We start from the raw sequence: 7,770 nt of genomic DNA, 5'->3' as shown, positions 1-7,770 counted from the left end.
CTGGGTGAGAAACGCTGCAGGACAGTCGGTTTGATACGCCAGAAACGGACGGAAGGTCATGGATCGCCTGCCCAGATCACCCGAAGTAGTGCCGACCTGCGCCATCCCGCTCGTTTGCGCTGAGGGCGCGATTCCTACCGGTACCCCGGAAGATCGAACGCGAATCCACCCTCGGCTGCCGGTAGCGGCAGATCAGGGGTGTGGGGAACATCGGTGCGAAAAGCCACGCCGAGGCGGTTGGCGCCGAAGCCGATGAACAGGGTGGCGGATGCGTAACAGCCCCGCCCGCGATCTGCTGCACTTGGGTTCACGTGGTCGTCGCAACACTCTCGATCTGAGAGGTTGCGGCGACCATGTCGTTTTCTGCGCGGACAGGCGGCCAGGAATAGACCGGCCACTGGTACTCCAGCGACCCGGTCCAAGCCTGGGGAATGAGCGGACCGGTGAAGACCGGGCCACCTGGGACATGAACCGGCCCGCTCGGTCACGCAAGTCCCTGCCGTCGTGTCCTTCTCCGGGCACCCACCCACATCCCTCTCATTTGCCGAAAGGTAGCTATAGTTTCGGTGTCACATACTGGAACTATCGGGAGGTGTCACCATGAGTAACTCGAGCGTTGTCACGGTGCCCGCGAAGGCCGAGGACGGGGCGAAGTCCGGCGTGACGGTCAGCCGCGATGATGTCTTCACCGTCTCCGGCAGCGGGCGGGCGGCCTACGGCCGAGACGCCACGACCTACCCTGATGGGACCCGGTACATCGACGGCAAGTACGCCGGGGCATACATGAAGGCCGAAGGCGTCGTGCCGGGAGCGCCGATCGGGACGCTGATCGTGCGCGTGGGTTCGGGCCCCTGGTTTGCCGCGGGCTCCGCCCAGACCTTCCGCGCACTCGAGGACGGCGAGGTGATCGTCGCCTACAACGACTGGCCCGGCAAGTACGGCGACAACTCCGGCGAGTACGTCGCGACAGTGGAGAACCACGGCAGCATCTAGCGTGCCGCCGGACAAAGGCGACGGAAAGAAATAGACGACAAGTACCCCACCAAGGTGGGGTACTTGATCATTCGCGAGCTGTCCGGCCTCGCCCGTACCGCCGGAACACCCGCAGTTAGCTATCGGCTTGCCAGCCGATCCGTATCGGTTGGCAACAATCCCTTGGCCGGCTGTCCATCGAGCCGATAGCGTCGTCTCGCGCAACGCGTCCCGAACAACCTGCGGCATATCCACTTGTCGGCGCAGACGGTCGCGGTGGTCACCGCCACCGCCGGGCTGATGGCCCTGACCGTACTCACCGTGACAGGAATACTCATCCTCACCGGATGGCGGTCAACCCCATCGGTGCCCCACCCGAGCACCAGCCAGCCATCCCCGCGCATCGAACCCGAAAACTAACCCCGCCAACAACAACTCGGTCCTCCGCGAGCGACTGAGAACCGATCGGTTCTCCGATACTCGGCGATCGAGCCGAAACCCGAAGATTGACGACAAGAATCGCCACGCTCGAGAAACGTGTCGAACAGCCCCAACAAGCGAGGTTGGGCCCGGGATTGCCCTGCGCAACGGGGTGCACTGGCACTGATCACGGATCGGACCGGCCGGCAAAAGAGCGCACGCCCGGTCCCTTCCCGGCCTACCGCCACCTGGTTTGCCCCGCCCTCGCCCGGCCCCGGCCCAGCGGGCGACAAAGTTTCCCGGACAGTGACTCCCGCCGATCACCCACCGAGGGCGGGCCGTCACGGATGGGTCCCTGAACAGAGATGACCTTGTGTGCGTAACGATCCCAGCGCTGTCACGGCCTCGGGTGGGGGGTGCCGGTTTCTCGGGCTCAGTTCCAGGGGGTCGGGCCGGTCCGCGATTCCCACGCTGCGAGCGCTTTCGCTGGCATGAGCTGGATCTTGGCCTTGGCCGCGTACGCGCAGGCTTGCGGGGTGAACGCATGTGCGGTGGTCACGACGGCCGCTACGTCGGCGCCGTGGATGGTGTGGGCGGTTCCGCCGAACCGCTGCAGGTCTTGGCTGCCCACGCTGCGGTCGTTGCGGTATCGCTTGGCCTGCAACACGACTCGGCGGCCATCGGGGGCCCGCGCGATGACGTCGGCGCCCAGATCGCCGGATCCGCCGACGACCCGGACATCGGTGCAGCCATCCCGTCTGCACAACGCGGCCAGCGCTTCCTCGAACTCGGAGGGACTCAGCGAGTTCTGGCGTAGCGCCGCCAGGACACGAGCGTCATCGCGAGCACGTACCCGGCGGCGATGCCACACCGCGAGCCCGGCGGCGACAGCAGCGATGGCCAGCGCACACAACCCAGCGGAAGCCAGTACCACAGCCTGGCGTTGGGCTGCGTGCGCGACCTTGGGCGCCACCACCAGCGCGGCGATGGCGGCCATGAACATCAATGCCGCCGCATCCGTTCCGCGGCGACTACGTCGTCTTCCCATCCCGGTGCCCCTCAACAGCCTTGCTGGAAGGGGTAGCAGCCGGCCGGGAACCGTGGCGGGGCAGGTGCTGCGATCGGTGCAGGTACTTCCTCCGCCTGTGTCTGGACCGGCGGGTCGGGTGGTGCGAGCAGTGGCGCCGATGTCACGTGGGTAGTGTCCTCTGGCAGCTTGGTCGTCATCGCCGCGGTCGTGCTCTGGCCGCACTGATCCACAGCACACACGCCCCCAGAGCCGTCCAGGCCGGCACCGGTCGGGTCCAAGGTCTCACCAGCATGAATCCCTTAGCGCGATTTTTCGCGCCACTGGACCATGTGCCGATTCCCGCTGCGGCGGCGTGTCGGCATCGGCTGGAACTGTGGCGGCGCTGGGCCGGGCCGCCACAATTCCAGCAGATATGTCACTACGCGGCGGGAGCAGGCTTCTCCGCCGGGCGGGGAAAGAAGGGGAGTTCGATATAGACGCGGTCGGCGGCGGCGAGGATCTTCTCGGCGTCGTCGACCGGTGGGTGAATCGCCTGGTTGATCCATAGTTTGATCTTCTTGCCCTCGACGCCTGAGGCCATCACCCTGCGGTCCCAGCCGCAGGTGAACACTCCTCCGGCCCTGCCGAGGTCCAGGCAGGTGACGTATGGGCCGGGAGTGAACTGGCGCAGCGGCATTCGCAGCAGGTCGGCTGCCGCGTTGTAGCCAGCAACCTTGCCCATCGGGGTGGCGTGCTGGCAGGCCTGCATGACGGTGTGCTCGGCGTCGAACGCCGCGGCGGCGGTGTCCCCGGCAGCGAACACCTCGGGCAGTGCGCGCAACCACTGATCGACCGGTACCCGGCCGAGGTGGTCGAGGTCGTCGGAGAGCTGCCGGGTCAGGGCGCTGGCACGCATCCCCGCGGACCAGACCACCGCGTCGGCCTCGACATTGGTGCCGTCGGACAGGACGGCATAGCCTTCGCCTACCGCGGTCACCGTCGTGGTGAGGCGACGCTGCACACCGAGCGCGTCCAGCGCGGCCTCGATCTCTGCTCGTGGACCTGGGCCGAGCTGTTCACCGACCACCTGCGACTGGTCGACCAGCACCACCCGGCCTCGAGCGGCCAGTTCGGTCGCGGCCTCGAGACCGACGAACCCGGCACCGACCACCACGACTGAGTAATCCGTGCGGTCGCGCAGATGATCGGTGAGCCGGCGGGCACCATCGAGGGTGTCGATGTCGAAGAGCCGGTCTGCCCCCGGCAGACCCTGAGGCCGGACAAGCTCACTACCCGCGGCCAGCACCAGCCGGTCGTAACCGATTTCCTCGTCACCGGCCAGCACAACACGGCGTTCGGTGTCGATCGCGCCTACCGAGGCACGCAAGTGTTCAACGCCGATCGGTGCCAGGATCCGGCGAAGTTCCACCTTCGCCAGGTCCGGGTCCGGCTCGTACAGGCGCGGCCGCAGTACCAGATGTTCGTTGGGCGCGATGAGCGTGATACGCAGGTCTGCATCCGCGCGAGCCAGCGCCGCACCCGCCGCGCTCCACACGCCCGCGAAACCGCCTCCGATGATTACAACGTGGGCCATCGTGTCGTCCTTCCTCAACCTTGCCTCCGAATCGGAGGGTCCGGCAGGGAGACAAGGCGGCGGGGTCAGATGTGACCGATGTGAGCGAGTTTCTCGGGATTGACCAGTCGCCGGAAGGTCGTGATCTGGCCGTCGGCGATCTCGATGGTGTCGAGCCAGACCAGCGCGCCGCTGCGGTAGGTCGCCAGGGCGGGCTGTCCGTTCACCTCGATGATCCGGAAGGCATCGGGGCGTCTGATCTCGATCTGCCGGATCGTCAGCAGGGCGATCGACTCTGCACCATGGACCGGTCTGCGTGCGGCCGTCACCTTGCCGCCGCCGTCGGCGACATAGATCACCGCGGGATGCAGCAACTCGATCAGCCGGGCCAGGTCCCCGCCATCGGCGGCCGCTTTGAACGCCTTGAGCACGCGTTCGGTCTCCGCCCGCGACGCCTTCGGCGGTGCGCCGGCCTGGTCGACTCGCGCTCGGGCTCGGGAGGCGAGCTTACGGCTGGCAGCGGGCGTGTTGCTCAGCACACCGGCGATGCGGTCGAACGGGAAGTCGAACACGTCGTGCAACACCAGCGCGACGCGCTCGGCCGGGGTGAGCGTTTCCATGATCAGCAGCATCGCGGTGCTCACCGACTCGTCCATCAGCACCGGGGCAGCGGCATCGGGCCCGGTCAGTAGCGGTTCGGGCAGCCACGGCCCGACATAGGACTCATTGCGCGCCCGCGCCGATTTGAGCACGTTGTACGACGTGCGTGCGGACAGGGTCACCAGCCAGGCCCGCAGATTCCGCACCTGCAACAAATCAGCGGTCGCGGCGCGCAACCACACCTCCTGCGCCACGTCCTCGGCCTCGGCAACGGTCCCGAGAATACGATAGGCCGCACCGAAAACCGCAGAGCGATGCGATTCCCACTCGCCGTCGGTCAACGCCCGCGTCGCCTTACCCGACACAGCTCCTGACCCGCCGCCACGATCTTCGGATGCCACCTGCGGCGAACCGACCGCCATCGACTGCTCCCTTCCCGCCATCGACGATGTCACCAATATGACGAAGTACCCGCCCGTTGTATGACACCAGGGCACCGATTCCAGGATGTCGTGGTGCAACTTGTCCGCGCCAACCACCCAGATTTCCTGAAGCAAGACGGCTTCTCACACGAGGCGATCATCGACGAGAAGGTCTACAGCCTCAGTTGTCATGTCTTCGATCTTCGCACGACCAACCGAGGCGATCCCCACCGCCGAGGAGTCTCGAAGCAGTCCTGGCCTTCATCAAGACCCGCGAGCCCCCACATCCAGGCACCTCCGGGCTACCGGGTGGCTCTACCGCCCTTGGCGATCGCAACCTTGCATTCGCGCAGGTGGCACACCGAATTCCGAGGCTCCCGTCACCACGAACAGCGGCCCGGAAGGGGAAGTATGCGTTTCCAGGCCGCTGCCGGTCGCCGCCCCGAAGGAGGCAGGGAGTCCCGGCCCCCGGCAAGGATCGATCCAGTGTGGCTGTAGGGAATAGGTGACTCAGACGATCGGAGCCTTTCCTGAAGCCACGTCGGCGGCGTAGCCGGGGTAGGCGGGTACGTACCCGGCTTCGCGTCCAGCGAGGGCGTGCAGTTCGCCGTCGGCGTCGGGATCGTAGGCCGCGCTGCGGAGTTCGACTTTGCGGTTCTTGAACGTCGAGGTGTGGTTCAGTTCGTCGACGACGCGCACGAACAACGGCACGGCGTAGGCCGGCAGTTGGCGAAACAGGCTGTGGGCCAGGTTCGTGCCGTCGAACACAGCGCCTTCGCGCAGGACGACGGCGGCCATGCCGGCCTTGCCATCGGTACCGGGGATGGTCACCCCGTAGACGACGGCGTTCTCGATGCCGTCGTCGGCGGTGATCGCGGCTTCGACTTGGGTGGTGGCGACGTTCTCGCCCTTCCAGCGGAAGGTGTCCCCGAGTCTGTCGACGAACGCGACGTGTTTGAAACCTTGATCGATAACCAGGTCACCGGTGTCGAACCACACGTCACCCGGCTCGAAGCCGTCTCGGGCCAGCTTGCGCTCGCTGGCTTTGTCGTCGCGGAGATAGCCGTCGAACGGCGCCATCGCCGTGACCTTGGACATCAACAGCCCCACGTTGCCGCGTCCGACCCGGCGCAACCGCCCGTCGGTGTCGCGCACCGGCTCACCGGTTTCGGTGTCGTAGTCGACCACGGCGTAGGGAAGCGCGCCGATCCCGGCAGTCTTCGACACGTTCAGGACGTTGATGAACGCCAGCGGGCACTCGCTCGCGCCGTAGAACTCCACGACACGGCGGATACCGAAACGCTTGCGGAAATCGGTCCACAATTCGGGGCGCAGCCCGTTGCCGACCACCACACGCACCCGATGCCCACGCTCGGCCGGTGTCGGCGGTTGGTTGAGCAGATACCGGCATACTTCCCCGACGTAGACGAAGGCCGTCGCGCGGTCGCGGGCGATGTCGTTCCAGAAGTTCGATGCCGAGAACGTCCGACCCAACGCGAATGTGGCGTTCGCGGCCAGCACCGACGACAGCGCCACAGTGAGGGCGTTGTTGTGATACAGCGGCAGGCAGCAGTACAGAGTGTCACTAGCTCGAAGTCGCACACCGATACCGCCGAATCCGGCCCAGCTGCGCGACCAGCGCACATGCGACATCGCGCTCGCCTTCGGCAGGCCGGTGGTGCCGGAGGTGAAGACCAGGAAGGCATGTTCACCGGCGGTAACCTCCGCACATACCTCGGGGTCGGCGTCGTCGGCGGCCAGCGACGCCTCATGGAATTCGTCCGCGTCCACGACCGCGGCCGACAGGCCGTCGAGCTGGTCGACCGCGTCGCGGCACTCGGAGCCGACCACCAGCACACGACCGCGCAGCAGGTCGATGCTGTGCGAGAGCACCTCATCACGCTGCTGATGGTTGAGCATGCCCGCGGTCGCACCCAGCTTCACCGTTGCGAGCACGAGAAACAGAGTCTCCGGCCGGTTGGTGAGCATGAGGCCGACGATGTCGCCGCGACCGACCCCGTGGCGCTCGGCAAGCACCGACGCGTATCGGTTGACGACCGCATTGGCCTCGCGGTAGGTCCACTCCCGGCCCTCGAACCGCAGGAAAACCCTGCGCGGATGCCGCCGCGCGGCAGCCTGGAACACCGCACCAACCGACCATCTGCTGTCGGACCGAACACCGAAACCGCTGGCGTTGCGCATGATCCGCGGCGCATCCCACACCACACCAGGCACCCCGCGGGCCAGATCCAGCAACCCGACCCTTGTTCGAACGCTTCTTTGCACGTTGTACTCCCCTGTAACCCGTCGCTCCACTGTCCACTCCGCACGATCCGAACGCAGAACTCCCAGCCGTGGTGAAGTGATGGCCGCTGCGCTCCGGAGCCCGTCGAAATTACCGCAGTGGTCGCTGACACGGATTTCCGCAGTTGCCGATGGTGGGGTGTCGACCACGGGGATAAAGCCCGGTAGGCACCGCAGTGATGGACATCGCGCGGATCGGCTTCGAGCCCAGGACCGAGAGGATCTTGCTCATGATGATTCTCTCTATCAGTCATGGTCGGTGACAACAGAGTCCGGACCATCGGTATTCAGCAAGGTCACAGTGTCGCGGCGGCCGGGCCAGATGATCTGCCCGTGCTCGAACCGCTGCCGTATCTCTCCGCCGGGCAGGGTTTCCTCGTCGGTCGTCGGCCAGCCCAGCGGGCCGGTCTGGTAGCCCGAGCGGTTCCAGCGGTCGCGGATCGCGCCGTGCACCCAGCACACACTGTCGC

Annotated in this window: 6 protein-coding genes; 1 reads left to right on the top strand and 5 read right to left on the bottom strand. The window is 66.3% G+C overall.

From position 1 onward, the window contains the following. Positions 1-600: 600 nt before the first annotated feature. Positions 601-993 (top strand): LecA/PA-IL family lectin, encoded by a 393-nt coding sequence (locus ACWEH3_RS35375; RefSeq protein WP_450026893.1) that lies wholly within the window; start codon positions 601-603, stop codon positions 991-993. An 832-nt stretch (positions 994-1,825) separates the two neighbouring features. Here ACWEH3_RS35375 and ACWEH3_RS35370 read toward each other — a convergent pair. The 5 genes from ACWEH3_RS35370 to ACWEH3_RS35350 form a co-directional block, all read right to left on the bottom strand. Next, positions 1,826-2,440, bottom strand: a complete 615-nt coding sequence (locus tag ACWEH3_RS35370; RefSeq protein ID WP_452358490.1) for a restriction endonuclease — start codon at positions 2,438-2,440, stop codon at positions 1,826-1,828. 400 nt (positions 2,441-2,840) lie between these two features. Then, positions 2,841-3,995, bottom strand: a complete 1,155-nt coding sequence (locus ACWEH3_RS35365; protein WP_450026638.1) for an NAD(P)/FAD-dependent oxidoreductase — start codon at positions 3,993-3,995, stop codon at positions 2,841-2,843. A 65-nt stretch (positions 3,996-4,060) separates the two neighbouring features. Continuing rightward, positions 4,061-5,113, bottom strand: a complete 1,053-nt coding sequence (sigJ, locus tag ACWEH3_RS35360; RefSeq protein WP_450026640.1) for an RNA polymerase sigma factor SigJ — start codon at positions 5,111-5,113, stop codon at positions 4,061-4,063. 393 nt (positions 5,114-5,506) lie between these two features. Beyond that, positions 5,507-7,282, bottom strand: coding sequence for a long-chain-acyl-CoA synthetase (locus tag ACWEH3_RS35355; protein WP_450026642.1), 1,776 nt, complete (start codon positions 7,280-7,282; stop codon positions 5,507-5,509). A 264-nt stretch (positions 7,283-7,546) separates the two neighbouring features. Beyond that, positions 7,547-7,770: LGFP repeat-containing protein (locus ACWEH3_RS35350; RefSeq protein ID WP_450026644.1), on the bottom strand; the 224-nt coding region annotated here is incomplete at its 5' end.

This window comes from Nocardia sp. NPDC004718 (assembly GCF_053601535.1).
The sequence above is the reverse complement of the archived record's forward strand: the minus strand, read 5'-3'. Positions and strand labels throughout refer to the sequence as shown.

Coding starts and splice junctions, on each gene's coding strand:
- ACWEH3_RS35375 (WP_450026893.1), top strand. CDS start 601: ATGAGTAACTCGAGCGTTGTCACGGTGCCCGCGAAGGCCGAGGACGGG.
- ACWEH3_RS35370 (WP_452358490.1), bottom strand. CDS start 2,440: ATGGGAAGACGACGTAGTCGCCGCGGAACGGATGCGGCGGCATTGATG.
- ACWEH3_RS35365 (WP_450026638.1), bottom strand. CDS start 3,995: ATGGCCCACGTTGTAATCATCGGAGGCGGTTTCGCGGGCGTGTGGAGC.